This window comes from Belliella buryatensis (assembly GCF_900188245.1).
Classification (GTDB): Bacteria; Bacteroidota; Bacteroidia; order Cytophagales; family Cyclobacteriaceae; genus Belliella; species Belliella buryatensis.
Genome location: NZ_FZOK01000003.1, coordinates 119,474 through 139,083 on the forward strand (window position 1 = coordinate 119,474; position 19,610 = coordinate 139,083).

At 38.7% G+C, this 19,610-nt stretch carries 19 protein-coding genes; 4 read left to right on the forward strand and 15 right to left on the reverse strand.

Annotated elements, in window-relative coordinates; genetic code table 11:
• Positions 1–38: 38 nt before the first annotated feature.
• Together carB and CHB66_RS04140 are read right to left on the reverse strand one after the other, a co-directional pair.
• Positions 39–2,858 (reverse strand): carbamoyl-phosphate synthase large subunit, encoded by a 2,820-nt coding sequence (gene carB, locus CHB66_RS04135; protein WP_089238277.1) that lies wholly within the window; start codon positions 2,856–2,858, stop codon positions 39–41.
• A 119-nt stretch (positions 2,859–2,977) separates the two neighbouring features.
• A complete protein-coding gene (locus tag CHB66_RS04140) occupies positions 2,978–3,463 on the reverse strand; it encodes a peptide deformylase (protein WP_089238591.1) in 486 nt (161 codons plus the stop codon).
• Between the two features lie 80 nt (positions 3,464–3,543).
• On the opposite strand from CHB66_RS04140, the gene CHB66_RS04145 reads away from it, so the two are divergent.
• The 3 genes from CHB66_RS04145 to CHB66_RS04155 are packed head-to-tail and all read left to right on the forward strand — an operon-like array spanning position 3,544 to position 5,617.
• Positions 3,544–4,080 carry an RNA polymerase sigma factor gene (locus CHB66_RS04145; RefSeq protein ID WP_089238279.1) on the forward strand — a complete coding sequence of 179 codons (537 nt, stop codon included), beginning with the start codon at positions 3,544–3,546 and terminating at the stop codon, positions 4,078–4,080.
• Positions 4,077–4,805: a hypothetical protein gene (locus CHB66_RS04150; RefSeq protein ID WP_089238281.1), complete on the forward strand. Its 729-nt coding sequence runs from the start codon at positions 4,077–4,079 to the stop codon at positions 4,803–4,805. The genes CHB66_RS04145 and CHB66_RS04150 overlap by 4 nt, the downstream gene beginning before the upstream one ends.
• 59 nt (positions 4,806–4,864) lie before the next feature.
• A complete protein-coding gene (locus CHB66_RS04155) occupies positions 4,865–5,617 on the forward strand; it encodes a hypothetical protein (protein ID WP_089238283.1) in 753 nt (250 codons plus the stop codon).
• A gap of 91 nt (positions 5,618–5,708) precedes the next feature.
• Here CHB66_RS04155 and CHB66_RS04160 read toward each other — a convergent pair whose 3' ends face one another.
• The 12 genes from CHB66_RS04160 to CHB66_RS04215 form a co-directional block, all read right to left on the reverse strand.
• Positions 5,709–6,065 carry a helix-turn-helix domain-containing protein gene (locus CHB66_RS04160; RefSeq protein ID WP_089238593.1) on the reverse strand — a complete coding sequence of 119 codons (357 nt, stop codon included), beginning with the start codon at positions 6,063–6,065 and terminating at the stop codon, positions 5,709–5,711.
• Position 6,066: 1 nt separating this feature from the next.
• Complete coding sequence (locus tag CHB66_RS04165; protein ID WP_089238285.1) at positions 6,067–6,360, reverse strand: type II toxin-antitoxin system HigB family toxin; 294 nt, start codon at positions 6,358–6,360, stop codon at positions 6,067–6,069.
• A gap of 99 nt (positions 6,361–6,459) precedes the next feature.
• Positions 6,460–7,038, reverse strand: a complete 579-nt coding sequence (locus CHB66_RS04170) for a precorrin-2 dehydrogenase/sirohydrochlorin ferrochelatase family protein (protein ID WP_089238287.1) — start codon at positions 7,036–7,038, stop codon at positions 6,460–6,462.
• A gap of 282 nt (positions 7,039–7,320) precedes the next feature.
• Entirely contained in the window at positions 7,321–8,100 is a 780-nt protein-coding gene (cobA, locus tag CHB66_RS04175) for a uroporphyrinogen-III C-methyltransferase (RefSeq protein WP_089238289.1), read from the reverse strand.
• Positions 8,097–10,199: a HEPN domain-containing protein gene (locus tag CHB66_RS04180; protein WP_089238291.1), complete on the reverse strand. Its 2,103-nt coding sequence runs from the start codon at positions 10,197–10,199 to the stop codon at positions 8,097–8,099. The genes cobA and CHB66_RS04180 overlap by 4 nt, the downstream gene beginning before the upstream one ends.
• A 129-nt stretch (positions 10,200–10,328) precedes the next feature.
• Positions 10,329–11,582, reverse strand: coding sequence for a sulfate adenylyltransferase subunit 1 (locus CHB66_RS04185; protein ID WP_089238293.1), 1,254 nt, complete (start codon positions 11,580–11,582; stop codon positions 10,329–10,331).
• A gap of 182 nt (positions 11,583–11,764) precedes the next feature.
• Positions 11,765–12,664 (reverse strand): sulfate adenylyltransferase subunit CysD, encoded by a 900-nt coding sequence (gene cysD, locus CHB66_RS04190; protein ID WP_089238295.1) that lies wholly within the window; start codon positions 12,662–12,664, stop codon positions 11,765–11,767.
• A gap of 524 nt (positions 12,665–13,188) precedes the next feature.
• Positions 13,189–13,893 (reverse strand): phosphoadenylyl-sulfate reductase, encoded by a 705-nt coding sequence (locus CHB66_RS04195; RefSeq protein WP_089238297.1) that lies wholly within the window; start codon positions 13,891–13,893, stop codon positions 13,189–13,191.
• Entirely contained in the window at positions 13,868–14,140 is a 273-nt protein-coding gene (locus CHB66_RS04200) for a DUF2061 domain-containing protein (protein WP_009035139.1), read from the reverse strand. Before CHB66_RS04200 ends, CHB66_RS04195 begins: the two co-directional genes overlap by 26 nt.
• Before the next feature lie 73 nt (positions 14,141–14,213).
• Complete coding sequence (locus CHB66_RS04205) at positions 14,214–14,630, reverse strand: RrF2 family transcriptional regulator (RefSeq protein ID WP_089238299.1); 417 nt, start codon at positions 14,628–14,630, stop codon at positions 14,214–14,216.
• 90 nt (positions 14,631–14,720) lie between these two features.
• Positions 14,721–15,101 (reverse strand): hypothetical protein, encoded by a 381-nt coding sequence (locus CHB66_RS04210; RefSeq protein ID WP_089238301.1) that lies wholly within the window; start codon positions 15,099–15,101, stop codon positions 14,721–14,723.
• Between the two features lie 52 nt (positions 15,102–15,153).
• Positions 15,154–16,836, reverse strand: a complete 1,683-nt coding sequence (locus CHB66_RS04215) for a DUF885 family protein (protein WP_089238303.1) — start codon at positions 16,834–16,836, stop codon at positions 15,154–15,156.
• A 432-nt stretch (positions 16,837–17,268) separates the two neighbouring features.
• Between CHB66_RS04215 and CHB66_RS04220 the strand changes: the two genes are divergently transcribed.
• Complete coding sequence (locus CHB66_RS04220) at positions 17,269–18,423, forward strand: ATP-binding protein (protein ID WP_089238305.1); 1,155 nt, start codon at positions 17,269–17,271, stop codon at positions 18,421–18,423.
• Between the two features lie 84 nt (positions 18,424–18,507).
• Here CHB66_RS04220 and CHB66_RS04225 read toward each other — a convergent pair whose 3' ends face one another.
• The gene (locus tag CHB66_RS04225; RefSeq protein WP_089238307.1) at positions 18,508–19,497 is read right to left on the reverse strand and encodes a D-alanine--D-alanine ligase; all 990 of its coding nucleotides are present in this window, start codon (positions 19,495–19,497) and stop codon (positions 18,508–18,510) included.
• Positions 19,498–19,610 lie beyond the last annotated feature (113 nt).

The window sequence follows — 19,610 nt, forward strand, 5'->3', positions numbered from 1 at the left end:
TCGGAGAATAACTCACCGACTACCCCAATACAAAACTTTTATCTACTCAAATAAAGATTCCTCTCTGAATAAATTTTAAGGAAGAAATCATCCATCAAATCCTCAATGAAATAGATCGCTTCTCCTGTTGACTTCATTTCAGGGCCTAATTCTTTGTTGACATTCGGGAACTTGTGGAAAGAGAAGACAGGAACTTTGATAGCATAACCATTTTTAGTTGGGTTGAATTCAAAGTCTGTAACTTTTTTCTCACCCAACATTACCTTAGTAGCATAATTCACATAGGGCTCTCTATATGCTTTACAGATAAAAGGTACGGTCCTCGATGCTCTAGGGTTGGCCTCGATGATATAAACTTTGTCATTCTTGATCGCAAACTGAATATTGATCAATCCCTTGGTTTTCAATGCCAAGGCGATCTTCTTAGTATAAGTCTCAATTTGTCTGATTACTAAATCCCCCAAGTTGTAAGGAGGTAACACAGCATAGGAATCTCCAGAGTGAATTCCAGCTGGCTCTATGTGCTGCATAATACCGATAATGTAGACATTTTCGCCATCACAGATAGCATCTGCCTCAGCTTCTATTGCACCCTCTAAGAAGTGATCGAGAAGAATTTCATTGTTAGGGATATCACGAAGGACATTTACCACATGCTCTTCTAGTTCCTTTTCATTGATCACAATCTTCATACCTTGTCCACCAAGTACATAAGAAGGTCTTACCAAAAGTGGAAAGCCGATTCTCTTACAAAGCTCTAGAGCTTCATCTGTATTATGAATAGTACCAAATTCCGGGTAAGGCACATCGTTTTCCTGAAGTAAATTGGAAAATCTCCCTCTATCTTCTGCCAAGTCCAAGGCTTCAAAGCTCGTCCCTATGATCTTGATACCATACTTATCTAATTTTTCAGCTAGCTTCAGCGCAGTCTGACCACCAAGCTGCACAATGACTCCTTCTGGCTTTTCTTGAAGAATGATTTCATAAATATGTTCCCAGAATACTGGCTCAAAATACAACTTATCCGAAATATCAAAATCAGTGGATACAGTCTCTGGGTTACAATTGATCATGATAGTTTCATAGCCACACTCCTTGGCTGCCAATACCCCATGTACACAAGAGTAATCAAACTCTATCCCTTGCCCTACCCTGTTTGGACCAGAACCTAAGACTACCACCTTCTTTTTGTTGGTAGGAACCGATTCATTTTCCTCGCCAAAAGTAGAATAATAATAAGGAGTCTGTGCTTCAAATTCCGCAGCACAAGTATCAACAAGCTTATATACTCGTTTGATCCCCATCTCTTGGTATCTCTTATCAAAAACCTCACTTTCCAAGCAACCAAGCAAATGCGCAAGCTGACGATCTGCGTATCCTTTTCTTTTGGCCAACTCCATCAAGTCTCTTGGAATAGTGTTCAGGTCATGCTTTTCAATCTCCTTCTCTAAATGGATCAACTCCTCTATCTGTTTCAAAAACCACTTATCGATTTTAGTAAGATCTTGAATTGTTCTAAAGGAAATTCCCAATTTGAACGCGTCATAGACATGAAAAAGTCTATTCCAGCTTGGGTTTGCCAAGCTATAGAGAATCTCTTCTTGATTTTTCAACTCTTTACCATCTGCCCCCAGCCCATTACGCTTGATTTCCAGTGACTGACAAGCCTTTTGAAGTGCTTCTTGGAAATTTCTGCCGATTCCCATCACCTCTCCCACTGCCTTCATCGAAAGCCCTAGTCTTCTGTCTGAGCCTTTGAACTTATCAAAGTTCCATCTTGGGATCTTAACAATTACATAATCAATCGTCGGTTCAAAAAAGGCTGATGTAGTACCAGTGATAGAGTTAGAAAGTTCGTCAAGGTTATATCCAATCGCCAACTTAGCAGCAACTTTGGCAATCGGATAACCCGTGGCTTTTGAAGCCAAAGCAGAAGACCTAGAAACCCTAGGGTTGATTTCAATCCCTATAATTTCTTTATTATCTGGACTCACCGCAAACTGCACATTACATCCACCTGCGAAATTCCCTATACTATTCATCATGGTGATGGCATAGTTTCTCATTCTTTGATAAACAGTATCAGGAAGGGTCATCGCTGGAGCTACTGTAATGGAATCTCCGGTATGCACACCCATTGGGTCAAAATTCTCAATGGAACAAATTACAATCATGTTCCCAATATTATCTCGCATTACTTCTAACTCGTATTCTTTCCAACCCAGAATACTTTGCTCAATCAAGACTTCATGGACAGGCGAAGCTTCAAGTCCTGCCATCAAAAGTTTTTCAAAATCTTCTGCCTTCTCCACAAATGCACCACCAGCCCCACCAAGCGTGTAAGATGCTCTGATGATCAATGGAAAGCCTATTTCTTGTGCGATTTCTTTCCCTTGCAAAAAAGAGGTCGCTGTAGCACCTTTACATACTCCGACTCCGATTTTCTCCATCAGAGCTTTGAATTTCTCCCTGTTTTCAGCAGTCTCAATGGCATCGATATCAACACCGATCATTCTGACTCCAAATTTTTTCCATATACCAGCTACATCACAATCAATAGCCAGATTAAGCGCAGTCTGGCCTCCCATTGTGGGTAGTACACAATCAATGGTTGGGTGCTCTTTGAGTATTTGTATGATGGATTTTTTCTCGAGAGGAAGCAAATACACATTATCTGCTGTCACCGGATCCGTCATGATAGTGGCTGGATTGGAATTGATCAATGTGACTGTGATTCCTTCTTCCCTTAAGGATCTGGCTGCCTGAGAACCTGAATAATCAAATTCGCAAGCTTGACCAATGACGATGGGACCTGAACCGATGATGAGAACGTGTTTAATGCTACTTTCCTTTGGCATTACAAGTGAGGGTTTAAGAGGGTTAAATACTTATGGCTAAATTGGTGCAAATTTAGACAAATTATTTAAAGTAGCCCGATGATATGAGAAATGCTTGGGAATAAACAGCAATAAAATAATCAACTTTTCCATCGAAAACTCTTATCATCTATGGCGCGCATGGTACAAAGTACACCATCCAAGTGATCATATTCGTGTTGAACCAATTCAGAAATGGCATCAGTGACATCCCAGGATTGCTTTTCCCAGTTTTCATCCAAGTATTCCAAAGTAAGTGATTGATGTCTTTTGACTTTGACTAATAGATTTGGAAAACTCATGCAATCATCCCATAATTCAAACATTTCTTTACTCTGATTTTTTAAAAATGGATTGATGATGATATAAGGCCTATCGAGATTCAAGTAAAACAAACGCTTCATGATACCAAGCTGAGGCGCCGCGATTCCACGACCAAAACCATATACCTTACGAATATCCTCCATGGCATCATGTAAATCCTTTACCCAATCCTCAACGAGATGAAGCTCTTCTTTCAGTACTGGTTCACAAACTTGATACAATCTTGGATCTCCAAGCTTCACAATATCATCTACAGTCTTCATGCTTTGATTTTTGAAGAATAATAAGTTTTTTTCCAACTCCTTCCAACCTTTTTTCAAAAATCGGACTCTTTAAGTTGAATATGGGAAAAATCTACCTCTCGGAAAAAGACTTGATCAATGCTTGTATATCGCAAGATAGCCAAGCACAATTCGAGCTTTTTGAAAGGTATAAGGTGGCGATGTTCAATTTGGTGTATCGAATAAGCAATGATTACGATGAAGCCAATGACCTACTTCAAGAAGGTTTTATAGAAGTTTTCAGGCATATCAAAAACTTCCGTCAAGATTCAACACTGGGCGCTTGGATCAAAACCATCATGGTGAGAAAGGCATTGAAAGGCATCAAGACACTACAAATTCATGAAGATTTAAATGAAGGAGTAGTATCAGATGAACTCCTACTCGATCAGTGGATTGATGCTGAAATGCTCGATCAGGCTATTCAAAGCTTGCCAGAATCTAGCAGGGCGATATTTGTACTCTATGAAATAGAAGGCTACAGTCATGAAGAAATCTCAATATTGTTGAATATCCACAAAGGTACTTCAAAATCTCAACTGCATTACGCCAAAAAATTACTGCAAAAGAAACTCTCAAAAGACTATCTATCAAAATGAAAAATCCTGAAAACAATCAGTGGAACAAGCGCTTGCCAGAGCATCTTCCAAACAAAAGTCTTTGGGGCAAAATTTCATCAGAAAAATTGCTAGAGACACAAATCAAAAATCTAAAAGAAAATCTACCTGTAAAATATCCAAAAGAAAATCTTTGGATGGGCATTGAAAAAGGCTTGAAGAAAAGAAAAATCATTGCCCTTTGGAGTAGGATCGCTTCGGCTGCTGCTATATTTCTGATTGGAATTTGGGGAATTATCTTACTTGATTTTCCGCCCTCTGAACCAAAAACACGCTATTTACAAACCATTATTTCAGAAGAATTAGGAGAAACTATTCCTCAAACAAATCTCGTTTTCATTCCAAAAAATCAGGAGAAATCTTTAGAAGATAAAACACCTCAAACCAAAACTTTGCCTGACAAATCGGTCGAAATGGAGAAGCAAAAACTTCCACAAGTTCAGGTCGAAATTACAATACCAGAGATTCTGATAGCTGAGGCAGAAAGTGAAACAGATACGATTTTTGAAGTCCCAAAAACTTCTAATGGAAGCAAAAAAATAATTGCAGTCAACTGGGATAAACCAGATCGAAGAATCAAAATTGATGGGTTCAATGTGGAACTTTCTGAAAAAGAATTAGAAGCAATAAACGACTTAAACAACAGAAAGAAAGGCAAATTCAGACTTCAAATCAATGAACTGACAGCCCGACTTTATGAACAATAAAACAGCTGAATACCTAAAATCCTGTGCACAGGGATTATTCAACCAAAACACACAAACCAATGAAAAAACTTATCATTCTCATCTTCTTATGTAGCTTCAGCTACCTTGCACAGGCACAGCTGAAAGATAATACGCCGAGATATATTTCCTCTTTTAAAAATTTCGCAAAGAATAATCCAGAATTCTTTACAGATACCTTGGTATTCATCATGCCTAATAAAAGTAAGGTAGAGGCTATATTCAATAATAAAGACTATCAAAAGGAGCAAATAGAAGAGAAAATATTCAATACCTTAAAATCAGCGAAAAACATCAAAGAAAATGAAGTCAGAACATATTATCTGCATTCTGATTGGGTAGAAAACACAATTATGGCAGCTTTGAGAGATATCTATATCCAATATGTCCCATACAAACCAGATTTTACACTTGGTATTCCTTTCGGGCTCGATTACATAGGTGGAAAGTTTACTCCTGAGATGGGGTTTAGAGCTGTAATTAATTTAAAAAAAGTAGGCCTAGGAGCATCGATTACCAATTCAGTTTTTTTCACTGACAAACCAGATGGCGGAGTCAATGTGTTTCATAATCCATTTATAAATGCTGAAATTGTACTTAGCCCCAGTAAAGCTCCATGGGACACCATTCAAATTGGTTATCTGTTGAATGATTCAGGGCCTGTTTTCCAAGGCACTACACTTAAAGCCTCTTACAGGTACAATATAAAGGGTAATTTCCAGCTAAACGCAGGTTTTATTTTCACTGATGATGTCAAAACGATAATCCCTACTGTAGGTGTTAGGTTGTTTTAGTCTAAAATTCTAAAAATCAGGTTATGCTCAGGATTTTGAACTTAGAAGTATAACCTGATTTTTTCAAAAAAATTCCTTCTATCTAAAATTCTCAATAATCTTGAATCAATACATCTGTTGGGATTTTTAAGTTGGCACTTAGTTTTCTGATCATTTCTAAAGTTAGTTTCCGTTTTTTATTCATGACCTCACTAACGCGACTTTTAAACCCAATCATCTCAACTAAGTCCTTTTGCTTTAACCCCATTTGTTCCATTCTGAAATTAATTGCAGCAATGGGGTCAGGCATTTCAATTGGGAAATTCTCTTTCTCGTAGTTATCAATGATAATGGATAAGATTTCTAATTCATCACCTTCCTCAGTACCTTTCTTAGCATCAAAAATCACCTCTAACCTAGCAAGTGCATTTTGATAATCTTTCTCGTTTTTTATTGGTTTAATTTTCATTTTAAATTTCGTTTGCATTGATTTTATCATACTCCGCATGTGTCCCAATAAACCGTATCCAACAAAGCTGATATTCAAAGTTGAACTTGGCAATCAATCGGTAATCATTTCCTTTAATGTTGAAAACAATTCGATTATTTTTTAAAATACTTGCACTAGGATACTCTCTTTTAAGATCTTGAATGGATGACCAATTAGATTTTTCAGTTTCACGATACCAAATTTTCAATTGTTGTTCACAATTACCATGTTTTTCCCAAAAATCTCTTAAAGTCCCTCTAGAAAATATTTTCACACCAAATTACTTGTTTAAAACAAATATAAAGAAAAAAGTTACCAAAACGATAACTTTTAACCACTTGTTTTAAATCTCTTATGTCAAGAGTTTTAATTCTTAACCCTTCTTCTCCACCAGCATCCCTGTAATTTCATTCATCGCCTTCACCTTATACTCAAAATCCCCCTTGAGGGTATCTCGGTAAGCGTTGAGGTTTTCTAATAGTTCATCGATTTCTTCAGGAAGTACTTCTTCTAGCATTTGGCGCAGACGCTTAGCTGTGGTAGGAGATTTGCCATTGGTGCTAATGGCGATTTTCAGATTTCCTTTGGTCACGATGCCACCGAGATAAAAATCACAGAGCTCAGGTGTATCCGCTACGTTGATCAGGATATACCTTTCCTTGGCTTCGTCATGAATTTGCTTATTGATCTCTGGGAAATTGGTAGCAGCAATGACAAGATGCTTTCCTCCCAGATACTTTTCGTCATAAGCATCCTGAATCAGGGTCACATTAGCTGCCTGCCCGGCCAATTCCAAAAACTCAGCATTAAACTCCTTGGACACTGCTGTGACCTGAGCTTTAGGACTGCTCTTGAGCAGGAAACTCAACTTTTCTGTCCCCACAAACCCTCCACCAACGAGCAGAAAGTTTAATTCATGGGCTTTGAGGAAGATGGGGTATAAATGGTTCATGGTTTGATCTTATTTGGAAACAAGTTTTACAATATATTATAGAAATATGGTAGAAATAAAGTTGAAATATGATTGATATATGGCTGAAACCGAAACTTTTGCAGAATTCTTTATAGCGAAAGGATTCGGAGCAATTTAGATATAGAATAGAAATATGGTGGAAATACATTTGAAATAGGGGGATAAATATTTCGCGAAGCATATTTCGGCGAAGCTATATTTCTATCTTATTTCACAACGTATATTTCAACTTTATTTCGCGAAGCATAATTCTAAAATATATCAAACCCGATTAATTTCAACACTGACCACTTCTTGATATATCTCTTTCAATCTATAACTTTCCTTGACCACTTCACCAATGATGATGATGGCTGGGGCAGCTATTTTTGCATTTTCTGCTTTGATAAGAATGTCATCTATGTATCCTGCAACTAATTTTTCTTCCTTGGTGGTCCCATTTTGAATGATGGCAATAGGAAGGTCATTTCGGTCATATTGCTGATAAAGGCTGACGATTTCTGGAAGCTTCTTAGTTCCCATCAGGATCACAACCGTTGCCGTGGATTGGGCAGCTAGTGCGATATCCCTGGAAATTTCTCCGCTGCTCGTCGTACCTGTGATCACCCAAAAACTCTCAGAAACACCCCGTTTGGTAACAGGTATTCCCACTTGAGCTGGAACAGCTACCGATGAACTGATTCCAGAAATGACCTCAGTAGGAATTCCGAAAGCTTCGATGTAATCAATCTCTTCCGAGCCTCTTCCGAATACAAATGGATCGCCTCCTTTGAGTCTGACTACATGACCATGCTTAAGTGCATTTTCCACACAAAGCTTATTGGTATCCTCCTGTGGCAAGGAATGCTTACCTACCCTTTTCCCAACAAAGATTTTGATCGCTTGTGCGGGCGCGTGCTTGAGTAAAACAGGATCTATCAAGGCATCATAAAGCACAACATCTGCTTTGTTGAGTGCAAGAATTCCTTTTAGTGTGATCAGCTCTGGATCACCTGGACCTGCCCCTAGAAGGGTAACTTTAGGTTTACTTTCTCGTCTCATGCGCTTACCTCTTTTGATCTGTAATTACTGATTGTTTCAAAAACCTGCTGCGCAGTTGCAAAGTATTCCCTCGCAAATGCCTCTGTTGGTTCGTTGCTTTTTATCTGATATGTAATATTCTCGATAGAATCCTTCAGATCGATTTTACCAGTTTCGGTAAATTGCTCGTCGTATTGCTTTAGGATACTGGCATGTGAATTTGTATTTACACCTTCTGCAAGCAAAATTGCTTTGGCTGTATTCACCAATCCTGCATAGGTATGATAAATTGCATCTGACCAAGCTCCAGATTCCAAGCTTTCTTCTGCATTGGCAATTTTTTCTCTCGCCTCTAAGAGTAGGGTAGACACCAAGTCGATGATTACTCCAGCACATTCTCCTACTCCGATCTCTTTGACGTAAGGATCATTATTTCCCCAATCGATAAAATCACTTTCTACAACATCTTCTATATTGGCAGTTTCTTTCAATAATTCGTAGAAATACATCTGTCCCAAACGGTCGTAGTACGCAAGGAAATTTTCTGCTTCAAATGCATTTGCTTCAAAATCATCCAGCAAAATCCTCAATGCCTGAGGCCCTCTTTTACTTGGGATTTTGATGACTTTATCTGCAAACCTTCCTTCTCCATTTCCTAAAGTTCCTCCACCAAGCAATACTTGAAGCGCAGGAAGCACATGTTTGCCAGCTTTGATGGACATGCCCTGAAAGCCAATTGAAGCCATATTGTGTTGCCCACAAGCATTCATACAGCCTGAGATTTTGATTGTCAGATCTTTATTGCTGAGATATTGTGGATATTCGTTAAAAATCACATCTTCGAGTACACCTGCCGCTCCTGTGCTAGATGCAATCCCAAGATTACAAGTATCCGTACCCGGACATGCCGTGATATCTCCAAAAGTGTTGTATCCTCTATCTACAAAACCGAGTTTTTTGAGTTCTTGGTAGAAAAAAGGAATCAATTCTTCTTTCACATCTCTGATTAGTATATTTTGTCTAAGTGTAAATCTCAATTCATTATTTGCATATTTTTTCACCAAATCAGCGAGCAATCTTGCCTTGTCCGTGTAAAAATCGCCAAGCTTAACTTTGATGCCAATAGCAACAAATCCACTTTGCTTTTGCGGTATGATATTGGTCAATTTCCATTGCTCGTAAGCTAATTCTGTGGGTTCATCAACTTTAACGATTTCTGGAGAAGGTTGAATTTGCGAAGCTTCATAGGCTTTATACTCGATGGGATATGTTTTAAAAGGAAGTGACAACTCTTCCTCTTTGACCAAATCTAGAAATGTTTCTAAGCCTAAATCTTTGACCAAAAATTTCATTCTGGCTTTCATTCTTTTGGCTCTTTCTCCATATCTATCGAATATTCTGATGACACTTTCGATGAAAGGAATCAATTTATCCGTAGGTAAAAATTCATACACTGCATCAGCATGTCTCGGCTGAGAGCCAAGTCCACCTCCCAGCAAAATCTTGAATCCTCTTATTTGCTCACCATTCTCCTCTTTCACTTTTGGAATCACGCCAATATCATGCAGGTAAGCCAAAGCAGTATCTTCATCACTGGATGAAAAAGCGATTTTGAATTTCCTTCCCATTTCCTGAGAAATTGGGTTTCTAAGAAAATACTGAAAAGTAGCTTCAGCATACGGAGTTACATCAAATGGCTCGTTGGGATCAATTCCTGCCATTTCAGAGGCCGTCACATTTCTAACGGTATTCCCGCAGGCCTCACGAATTGTTACATCATCCTTCTCCAACTCAGCCCACAATTCCGGCGTCTGATCAATTTTGACATAATGGATCTGAATATCTTGACGGGTAGTAATATGAAGTCTTCCTGTGGAGTATTTATCCGAAACTTGAGAGATTCTGTGAAGCTGCTCGGAAGTAACTCTTCCATAAGGAAGCTTAATTCTGATCATCTGTACACCTTGTTGCCGCTGACCATAGATTCCACGGGCAAGTCTTAAGCTTCTGAATTTTTCATCATCAATTTTACCTTCCTTGAAAAGCGCGATTTTTCTTTCCAATTCGATAATGTCTTTTTCTACAACCGGGTTTTCTATTTCTGTTCTAAAGCTTTGCATAATATTTATTCTCTATCGGTTTTATAGGTTATTTTGTTGTACAAAGTACCAAGTACTATGTACAATGTGTTTCATGTAGCTTATATGATTTGATTTTTAGTAGATTCTAAAACCTACCTTCTAAAATCTTCAATTTATAAACCCAACACTCACTGTATCATAGGAACCTTCATCTATCAAAATAAAGCTGCCTGTTGATTTATTTTGTTTATACGAATCAAAGTGAATCGCTTTGCTCAATTTGAATGTCACCTGACCGATGTCATTCAGTTTTAGCTGATCGGATGCCTCTTCTCCAGAAAAATCGGTGTGGATTCTTCCCTGAATGCTCTCAACTTTTGCTAGGACTCTATTGACTCCATGTTGAAGCGTATATTTATCTCCAACCTTCAATGGTTTAGCATTGACTTGACAGATGGTTGCAGAGATTGATTTTTCTGATTTTGGCAAATCGGAATTCTTCACGATGGTATCACCTCTACTCACATTCACCTCATCTTCCAAAGTAATCGTGATAGATGAACCTATTGCTGCCTCTTCTACTTCTTTTTCAAAAAAGTGAATGGCTTTGATTTTGGAGGTTGTCAATGAAGGCAAAACCGTGATGCTATCTCCTTTTTTCAGATTTCCACCGTAAACTTTCCCTGCAAAACCTCTAAAATCATGGTAAGCTTCTGTTTTTGGTCTGATGACAAATTGAACAGGGAATCTTGCAGCACTACTTTCTTGCAAATCCGCTGGCTCTAAAACTTCGAGATGATCCAAAAGTGTATTTCCGATATACCAATTCATCAAATCAGATTTTTGGGAAACATTCTCTCCTTTCAAAGCTGAAATAGGAATAAAGGTGATTTGATCTGTTGTGAAGTCACTTTTCGCAACCAATTCCTCAAAATCAGATTTGATTTTCAAATAAACCTCTTCATCATAGTCAACCAAATCCATCTTGTTGACCGCAACAACCACATGACTCAATCTTAGCAAATTGCTGATAAAAAAATGGCGATAAGTCTGCTCTATCACGCCTTTTCTTGCATCGATTAAGATAATGGCAACTTGAGAGGTCGAAGCCCCTGTAACCATATTTCTTGTGTATTCCACATGACCTGGTGTATCAGCTACGATGAAATTGGTCTTGTCGGTATTAAAATAAATATGCGCTACATCGATAGTAATTCCTTGTTCCCGCTCGGCTACCAATCCATCTGTCGCCAAAGAAAAATCCAAGTAGTCATATCCACGTTGCTTGCTATTTCTTTCGATTGCTTCCAATTTATCAGAAGTCAATGATCCGGTGTCATACAATAATCTTCCAATCAAAGTGCTCTTTCCATCATCCACCGAGCCAGCAGTCGCTATTTTGATTAATTTTCTATTTTCCATTTTTTTAGAAGTGAGATGTGAGACTTGATCTTTTCATCAGTTTATATTTTTTTTGCCACAAAGGCACAAAGACTCAAAGGTTTTTTTAGAAAAAGCTTCCAAGTGTTTTGAGGGGTGTTCAATGCTATAGTTTTTATATCGCCAAAGGCATATATCCATTTATATCGCGTAACTTATATCATTTAAAAATACCCTACCTTCTTTCTTTTCTCCATCGCTGCTTCGGAGCGTTTGTCGTCGATTCTTGCTCCTCGTTCTGAGATGGTTGAAAGTCGAATTTCATCAACAACTGCTTCCAAGGTATCCGCATCTGAAAGTACAGCAGCTGTACAAGTCATGTCACCAACTGTTCTAAATCGCACCATTCTTTCCACTACTTCCTCAGAATTATCTCTGTAAACATGCTGATTTGCTGTCCAAACCATCCCATCTCTAAAGAATACTTCCCTTTTGTGAGCGAAATAGATAGAAGGAATTTTCATGTTTTCATTTTTGATATATTCCCAAACATCCAATTCCGTCCAGTTTGAGATGGGGAAAACTCTTACATTTTGACCTTGATGGATTTTTCCATTAAGCATGTCAAAAAGTTCTGGTCTTTGGTTTTTTTCATCCCACTGACCAAAATCATCCCTTACTGAAAATACACGTTCCTTTGCTCTCGCCTTTTCCTCATCTCTTCTCGCTCCACCAATACAAGCATCAAACTTGAACTCTTCTATAGTATCCAATAAAGTGGTAGTCTGCAGTGTGTTTCTACTTGCGTACCTTCCTCGTTCCTCAGTAACCTTTCCTTGATCAATAGAATCTTGTACATTTCTGACGATCAACTCTAAACCAAGTTCTTCGACCAGTTGATCTCGAAATGCTATAGTCTCTGGAAAATTATGTCCCGTATCAATATGCAAAAGAGGAAAAGGAATTCTCGCAGGATAAAATGCTTTCTGTGCCAATCTTACCAAAGTGATGGAGTCTTTCCCTCCAGAAAAAAGCAATACAGGCTTCTCAAACTGAGCCGCTACTTCCCGCAAAATATGGATCGATTCCGCTTCTTTTGGATTTGGTATAAATAGGTTTGACATATTTATTTTAGATTTTAGAATTTAGATTTTTGTCGAAAATTGCGACAACCATCATTTTCGTGTTTTATCTCTTTACTTTTATTGGCAGTCTGAAGACTGCAGGCTATTTGGTCCAAGACTGAAGTCTTGAACCATTTGTGCATCAGTTCAACCCCTTAAGGGTTGTTGGTACTTGTTTTAACCTTGCCCGCCGGGTTGCAACCCGGGGCTAATCAAAGTTCAATCCCTTCGGGGTTGAGACTCAGTACAGTCTGAAGACTCCTAATTTTTGGTCCAAGACTGAAGTCTTGAACCAGGAACCGGATTTACCGACTTCATTATTCGACATTCAGCGCTCATCAATCGATACTTTAAATCTTGAATTCTGAATGATGAAATAATGAACTCCGAAGTTTAGGAGCACCTGTCTTGTGTCTTGTATCTTGCGTCTTTCATCTATAATGATGAATTTCGAAGTTTAACCTCAATTGACGCTTTTCTTATATCGCCTAAGGCATATATCTATTTGTATCGCGAAGCATATATCATTTTATATGCAACCCACACTCCTTCTTCGACTCTTCCCACCACCATCTGCCGGCTCTTGGATCTTCGCCTTCGCTGATGGCTCGGGTACATGGGGCGCAGCCTATGCTGATAAAGCCTTTGTCGTGGAGCGGGTTGTAAGGAATATTGTTTTCATTGATATAGACGATCATCTGATCATAAGTCCAATCGAGTAAGGGGTTGAACTTGATGATCTGATTGGCTTCGTCCCATTCGATTTTTTTCATATCGGCCCGGTTTGGGCTTTGCTCGGCACGAAGGCCAGTTACCCAGACACTGTTACCAGCAAGTGCTCTTTTCAGAGGCTCTACTTTACGTACAAAGCAGCAGGATTTTCTATTTTCCACTGAATCATAGAATCCATTGATGCCGATATCGGCCACCAACTTCTCTACAGAGGTCCTTTCAGGGTAAAGCACTTCAATTCTTTTTTTGTACTTACTTTCAGTCCTAGCGATCAAGTCCAAAGTTTCCGGAAACAAGCGACCTGTATCCAAAGAAAAGATATGGATATCAAGTAGGTTCTCCGCGATCAACTGCGTGATGACCTGATCTTCTTGTCCCAGTGAAGTAGAGAAGATTACTTTTCCGGGGAAAAGATCCGAAAGCAGTGCCAAGCCATCGGACGGACTTAGACTATCCAGCTTTTCGCCAAGACTATGCAAATTCGTTTTTAGGCTCATCTTTTTTGATTTTGGTTGCTCCTTCCCAAGCACGCTCGTGCAGGTAATACAAGGCGATTTTGGTGACTACCTCTATTGACCCAATGGAAAGGGCCATGACCAATTGGCCAGTGACGAAAAAGGAAATCACCATGGTATCGAGTGTACCGACTATTCTCCAAGATATGGATTTGAGAAAGCTCTTGATGTTAGAATCTTGGCCTTTGCTGTTTACAAACCACTTTTTGATAGGTTGGTCTAGGATCATATACTTTTCCAGTTTCAGAACAACAAAAGTATATAAAACCTATAACAAAGATGGGGTAATTAGGGAAAAAATTTTATTCTTTATCTAAAATATCTGCTAAAGTCTTATTTTCCAGAACTTTAAGCATTTCGTCCCGTACTTGGATCATGACCTTATTTAGCCCACATGCTGCTTCGGACTTACACTCTACGCAGGGTTCGTAGTAGTTGAGGCTTACGCAGGGAAGTAGGGCAATGGGACCATCCAAGAGTCTGATCACTTTGGACAGAGCTACATCTTTGGGCTCTTTGATCAGGTAATAGCCACCTCCTTTTCCTTTTTTGCTTCCTAGAATCCCAGCCTTTTTCAACTCCAAAAGTATGTTTTCCAAAAACTTATGGGAAATCCCATATTCCTCAGAAATGTCCTGTATCAATACCGTCTTCTGATCACGGTGCTTGCCCAGATAAGTCAGGGCATGAAAAGCATATTTGGTTTTTTTGGATAGCATGGTTACAAAAATAGACTTTTTATCCGATTTGAAAAGTAGGCAATGAAGGCTTATATTGATTATGACAAATTAAGTCAGCAAATTGGTCTGCTATTTAAACTCAAGGAAATATTTTAGAAATTTTTCTGGTAGATACTCTCTTCCATAAAGTCTGTAGATTAAAGGCTTTGACTCATTTTTCAAGAAGTTTTCAATACTTGTTTTGATGATTTTGGATGCATCTTCAGCACTTTGGATGGATGGGAAAATTCTAAATAATACTAACTCATTCCCCTCCCTTCTATAGCTGAGTTTATTTTCTTCTATAAAAGCAAGTAGGTTGTGTGATACTTCTGATGCTGACGTTTCCATAGTGGCGACAAAATAAACCTCAGGATATAAAAGTAGTGAAGAATTGCCTTTGGATAGGTTTTCTTGTGCAAAGCTCGGCAGTGCCAATAAAAGGAAAAGAAAGAAAGGGAGCGTCTTCATACTCCTAATACGAAAGTGGAGATGAAAACGCTACAACACATTAAAGCATTATTTATTTCAAAAACTTCCAATTGCTCTTAAAATCTCTTGGTAAATCTTCCTTCATCCTTGCCCTGAGGAGTTCTATCGGCATGTAATTCTGGGTGATGAAATAATCGTGGAATTCTTTTTCTGACATCTTGCCACCTTCTACCATTTCTTGTCTCAATTGGTAAACTTGGATACCTCCAATCATGTAGGCCAGTTGATACAAGGGGCCATAGCTGCCTTCAAAGGACCGGCGAACTTCTGCTTCTGCATTGGCTCTTTCGTGCCCAACATTATCTACCAAGAAATCTATGCATTGCTGTGGTGTCCATTCTCCAAGGTGATATTTCAATGAAAAAACAATTCTTGCTGCTCTGTGCATTCTCCAAAAAAGCATGCCGATTTTATCCTCCACATTTCTTGGGAAATCCTTGTCCCAAAGATTGAACTCCCAATACAAAGTCCAACCTTCTACCCAAAATGGCGTGTTGAACATCCTTCTATGAGGAAAATGACGCTGATTCATAAACTGCTGCAAATGATGACCCGGAATCAATTCATGATGCACCACCGCTCTAGAGAAGTGTGGATTATTACCACGCATACTCATCAATTTGTCTTCATGGGACATCTCTGAAGTAGGATAGGAAATGATAATTGTCTCCCCTCCCAGAAAAAATGGACTTACTTTTTGCCTTTCTGCCGACATCATAGTTGTTCTCCAAGTTTCTTTTGCCATGTCAGGAATAGTCAACAAATCACGCTCCTCCACAAATTCAACGGCCTCTTCAGCCATTTCTACTACCATACCAGGCCAAACACCAGCAGGAACATATTGGTTTTTGACATGTTCGAGTGCTTTTCGCCAATCTTTACCAAAGCCCAACTCTTCTGATGCCTTGATCATCTCGGCCTCACACCAAGCGTACTGCCTTTCACCTTCTTTGATCAGCTCCTCTGCAGTATAGGAGATCATGTTGTATTGGAGTTCTTTTTCAATATTGACTTTACCAATAGGCTTTCCGATGATTCCTGAGCCATCATCTTTGACTATGGTGTTTTCAAAATGATTTCTCAAGAAACTGGAATATGCTCGGAGTGTTTGGTTCAAGCTTTCCATTGGTTTTTTCATCCACCAAGTAAACTCTGGATCATAGTCGAAATAAAAATTGTAGGCTTCATCTGTACTCCTTCTCAAAGACTCTACTACTGATGCAGCCAATTCAGCTTGTTGCCAAGAGGTATAGGGCTTGGATTTTTTCATCTGCTCCCATTTGGTTTTGGCAAGCTTTTCAATTTGGTCAAAAGTAGCCGCTAGTTCTTGTGCATTTGGTTTGATTGCCGCCCTTCTTTTTTGATAAAAATCCTCTAAAGGCTTTCCAAAATCTACCACAGGTTTCACAGCCTTAAACTCTTCATAAGAAGCTTTGTGAAAATACTGCTGCTTCTCTAGATAGTTTTTAAAAATCTGATAGTCCAACTTTCCATCCATGGAATAGCTATCATAAGGCATCGCCTCAAGCGCTTTCAACCAATCAGAATATAGCTTATCAAATCGCTGAAAATATTCTTCTGAATTGGAGTTGTTGTATTTCCTACTCAAGGCGCTTACATCCGCTTGGTAGCTACTGATAGCTGGATACAATTCGGTAGCAAAGGATGCTTGGATAATCAAAAAACTAAAGCAGAATAGGATTAGGTTTTTCATATTCGAATGATATTAGTGAATCTTAGATTGAAATATACTAGAAATAAAAGTAGATATAAAGTTGAAATATGATGGATGGGGTTAATTAATATGAATATCAGGAACTTTGCCAGAGACATTAAAAAAATCCGATTTATCTTACTTCCGATCCGCCACAGCAGACAAGTTATTAATTGATACCTGCCCGACGCAGGCGAATTGGATATTTGAGGATAACTTGTTCCGATTTTTCGGAATTGACCATTAGCAACCGAATAAGCCAATGAATTGATTTACTGGCAAAGAAGCGTACAATCAGATCAAATAATAAGTATATCTTTAAAGACACCAGTATAAAAATAATACTTGCTATTTCAATTATTTTGATCCATTTACAATGAAAAATGAATTCTTATCCCTGCAAATCTAAAATTAATTTTTAGATTTGCAGGGATGGTTCAGCGATCTATACATGCAGAATTTGAATTTTCGGTCTCTAATTTTCCCGTAACTGGAATTATTGGGCCAAGGCAAGTTGGCAAAACTACATTGGCCAAAACCTTCCCCTATGGGAAACCTTTTCTCTATTTGGATTTAGAAAAATTATCCGATCTGAATAAGCTGAATGATCCTGAACTCTTTTTTTCATCCATTCCTGATCATACGATCATTTTGGATGAGATTCAGCACAAACCCGACTTATTTCCTTTGATTCGCTCATTGGTAGATGAGCATCGTATACCCGGGAGATTTATTATCCTTGGGTCTGCCTCTCCAGAATTACTCAAACAGTCTTCAGAAAGTCTCGCAGGTAGAATCAATTACATTGAAATGTATCCCTTGAACTTACTGGAAATAGACAAACTGCTTTCAATGGAAAGCCTATGGATTAATGGGGGATTTCCGGAACCTGCTTTGAGTGCTAACAAAAAATTTACCCAAAGCTGGTATAGGAGCTTTATCAATAGTTACATCCAAAGGGATTTGCCTTCTCTTGGTCTTCCTGCCGATCCCAGCGTAAGCCGGCAATTGATGATGATGATGGCCTCCTTAAATGGCGCAACTCTAAATTATAGTATGCTAGGAAAATCACTTGGCTTAAGTTTGCCTACAGTCAAGACCTACTTGAGCTTTTTTATCAATGCATTCTTGCTAACGGAACTTCCTTCCTGGTATGTAAACGTAAAAAAGCGCTTGGTAAAGTCTCCAAAAATTTACTTTCGGGATACAGGCATGTTACATTATCTCCTAGGTATCAGCAATAAAGATGCGCTATTTGGTAATATAATAGTAGGGACATCTTGGGAAGCCTTTGTTATCCATCAGGTAAAGTCAGTATTGAATATTGATGATCAGATCTATTACTACCGCACTCAAGATGGTGCTGAAATTGATCTGCTGATCAGAAGGGATAATCAGTGGCTGGCTGCCGCTGAAATCAAACTCAGTCTTTCACCCAAATTGACCAAAGGAAGTTACCTAGCCATGGAAGATCTGGGAATAAAAAAACTTTTTATCATAAGCCCGGTAGAAGGTCGATATTTCTACGAGCCAAATGTAGAAGTACTTGGAGTCAAAGAGTTTCTTTTAGAAATAAGTAGTAGCTGATGAAAATTGGGGATATAAGAAGAAAATACTTTTAAAATCTACCTTGAATATTTAAAACTGGGTTTTAAATATTCAAGGTAGATTTTACTTTTGAAACATCTCTTCTATTAATTCTGAGTAGAATTCTTTTACTGTTTTGCCGATGGCTCTTACCTGCTGACTGATCAAACTGGTCTCTGTCTGTCCTGGGACGGTATTGATTTCGATAAAGTAGAATTTCCCTGTTTCATATTCCAAGAAGTAATCTATGCGCACAGCTCCCTTGCAATTGAGTTTCTGATAGACCTGAGAAACAATTCTATTCACCCTTTGCACTTCTTCCTCAGACATTCTGCCTGGAGTGATTTCTTCGGTGATTCCTGGGGCATACTTGGCCTCGAAGTCAAAGAACTCTTTGCTACTCACAATCTCTGTAGCAGGCAGGACAGTAGTCAGTCCTTGGCTATGATAAACACCAATGGAGAATTCCCTGCCAGCTACAAATTCTTCCACCAAGACCTGTGTATCTTCAGCAAATGCCTTAACCAAGGCTTCCTGCAATTCGTTTGGATCTTTTACTTTACTCATGCCAATGCTACTACCGCCATTGTTGGGCTTTACAAATAGTGGTAATCTCAGTTCCTTTAAAAGCTGAGTAGGGTCAAGTTCAGATTTCTTAAAAAGCTGAACTGACCTAGCGACAAAGAGCTCTGGGATATCATGCACTATAGCTTTGGTATACCCCTTGTTCATGGTGATGGCAGAGGTCAAGGGATCACAGGTAGTATAAGGCAAGCCAATCATATCAAAGTATCCTGCAAGCTTCCCATCTTCTCCAGGAGAACCATGAAGGATATTGAATACCCCATCAAAAGTTATTTTTGAGCCTTGGATAGCAATGGAAAAATCATTGAGGTCAACAGGTATTCTTTGACCGTCTGCTGTTTGATGATACCAATCACCTGGGTAGATCAAAATCTTATAAACATCATATTTATCCCGATCGATCTGGGTTTCGACCATGGCGGCACTTTTCAAAGAGATCACGGACTCACCTGTAAAGCCTCCTGTGACCAAGGCAATTCTTTTCTTCATGGGGGTAAAGTTAAGGAGGATTTGGCTTCCTAAAAATGAAGATATAAAATGACTGTTTAAAAAAAGAAAAAAGCCTAATGAAAAAATTTGGAATAATTTACTTTTAGAAATCT

What these genes read in the sequence shown, in the direction of transcription:
- carB (WP_089238277.1), bottom strand. Translation starts at nt 2,858, where the DNA reads ATGCCAAAGGAAAGTAGCATTAAACACGTTCTCATCATCGGTTCAGGT.
- CHB66_RS04140 (WP_089238591.1), bottom strand. Translation starts at nt 3,463, where the DNA reads ATGAAGACTGTAGATGATATTGTGAAGCTTGGAGATCCAAGATTGTAT.
- CHB66_RS04145 (WP_089238279.1), top strand. Translation starts at nt 3,544, where the DNA reads ATGGGAAAAATCTACCTCTCGGAAAAAGACTTGATCAATGCTTGTATA.
- CHB66_RS04150 (WP_089238281.1), top strand. Translation starts at nt 4,077, where the DNA reads ATGAAAAATCCTGAAAACAATCAGTGGAACAAGCGCTTGCCAGAGCAT.
- CHB66_RS04155 (WP_089238283.1), top strand. Translation starts at nt 4,865, where the DNA reads ATGAAAAAACTTATCATTCTCATCTTCTTATGTAGCTTCAGCTACCTT.
- CHB66_RS04160 (WP_089238593.1), bottom strand. Translation starts at nt 6,065, where the DNA reads ATGAAAATTAAACCAATAAAAAACGAGAAAGATTATCAAAATGCACTT.
- CHB66_RS04170 (WP_089238287.1), bottom strand. Translation starts at nt 7,038, where the DNA reads ATGAACCATTTATACCCCATCTTCCTCAAAGCCCATGAATTAAACTTT.
- cobA (WP_089238289.1), bottom strand. Translation starts at nt 8,100, where the DNA reads ATGAGACGAGAAAGTAAACCTAAAGTTACCCTTCTAGGGGCAGGTCCA.
- CHB66_RS04180 (WP_089238291.1), bottom strand. Translation starts at nt 10,199, where the DNA reads ATGCAAAGCTTTAGAACAGAAATAGAAAACCCGGTTGTAGAAAAAGAC.
- CHB66_RS04185 (WP_089238293.1), bottom strand. Translation starts at nt 11,582, where the DNA reads ATGGAAAATAGAAAATTAATCAAAATAGCGACTGCTGGCTCGGTGGAT.
- cysD (WP_089238295.1), bottom strand. Translation starts at nt 12,664, where the DNA reads ATGTCAAACCTATTTATACCAAATCCAAAAGAAGCGGAATCGATCCAT.
- CHB66_RS04195 (WP_089238297.1), bottom strand. Translation starts at nt 13,893, where the DNA reads ATGAGCCTAAAAACGAATTTGCATAGTCTTGGCGAAAAGCTGGATAGT.
- CHB66_RS04200 (WP_009035139.1), bottom strand. Translation starts at nt 14,140, where the DNA reads ATGATCCTAGACCAACCTATCAAAAAGTGGTTTGTAAACAGCAAAGGC.
- CHB66_RS04205 (WP_089238299.1), bottom strand. Translation starts at nt 14,630, where the DNA reads ATGCTATCCAAAAAAACCAAATATGCTTTTCATGCCCTGACTTATCTG.
- CHB66_RS04210 (WP_089238301.1), bottom strand. Translation starts at nt 15,101, where the DNA reads ATGAAGACGCTCCCTTTCTTTCTTTTCCTTTTATTGGCACTGCCGAGC.
- CHB66_RS04215 (WP_089238303.1), bottom strand. Translation starts at nt 16,836, where the DNA reads ATGAAAAACCTAATCCTATTCTGCTTTAGTTTTTTGATTATCCAAGCA.
- CHB66_RS04220 (WP_089238305.1), top strand. Translation starts at nt 17,269, where the DNA reads ATGGTTCAGCGATCTATACATGCAGAATTTGAATTTTCGGTCTCTAAT.
- CHB66_RS04225 (WP_089238307.1), bottom strand. Translation starts at nt 19,497, where the DNA reads ATGAAGAAAAGAATTGCCTTGGTCACAGGAGGCTTTACAGGTGAGTCC.